This is a genomic window from Kocuria subflava (assembly GCF_012163155.1).
Lineage (GTDB): Bacteria > Actinomycetota > Actinomycetes > Actinomycetales > Micrococcaceae > Kocuria > Kocuria subflava.
This window is the reverse complement of sequence record NZ_JAAVUN010000182.1, coordinates 1-580: the sequence shown is the minus strand read 5'-3', so window position 1 is coordinate 580 and position 580 is coordinate 1. Positions and strand designations below refer to the sequence as shown.

The following is a 580-nucleotide window of genomic DNA, read 5'->3' as shown; positions in this document are numbered from 1 at the left end:
GACATCAAGGGCCGGTTCCGGGCCCCCAGCGCGGTCGGCTGAGCCGGACTCACCCGACGCTGTCGTCATTCGGCAACCGGAGGCCGATGTCCGCTCGGATGTCGTCGAACAACCGCGCGCGGAGCGTGGACAGGTCCCACGGGACGAAGGGCGACTGGGTGAGACCCAGGCGGATGCACCGCGTGGCCTCCCGGATCTGCTGGACGTAACCGGCACCGATCGAGCGGATCTCCTCGACCAGCGGTTCTCCGCCCTCCGCCCGCCGTTGCGCGGTCATGAGTTCGATCGTCGGCGGGTTGTTGAGCCGCCCGTCCACGCGGAGCCACCCCTGGGTGCCGGAGAGGGCGATCCCGGTGGTCGGGGCGCGCATCAAGGTGGCCGAAAGCTGCGCCCACCCGTGTTCGCGCTCCAGCTGGACGGCCAGGTCGTCGTCGACCCCCGTGGGCCCCAGATGCCCCACCACGCTGCGCGAACGGATCTCTCCCTGCAAGGCGTCGGACCACAGCAGCGGGTAGACGAGCATGTCCAACGTGACCCCGCCGCCGTCCTCCGGGGCGAAAAGTCTGTGGCCGCGCTCGGG

At 70.7% G+C, this 580-nt stretch carries 1 pseudogene; it reads right to left on the bottom strand.

Annotated elements, in window-relative coordinates:
- Positions 1-49: 49 nt before the first annotated feature.
- Positions 50-580: pseudogene (locus GTW58_RS13650) on the bottom strand (gfo/Idh/MocA family oxidoreductase); the annotation flags it as partial.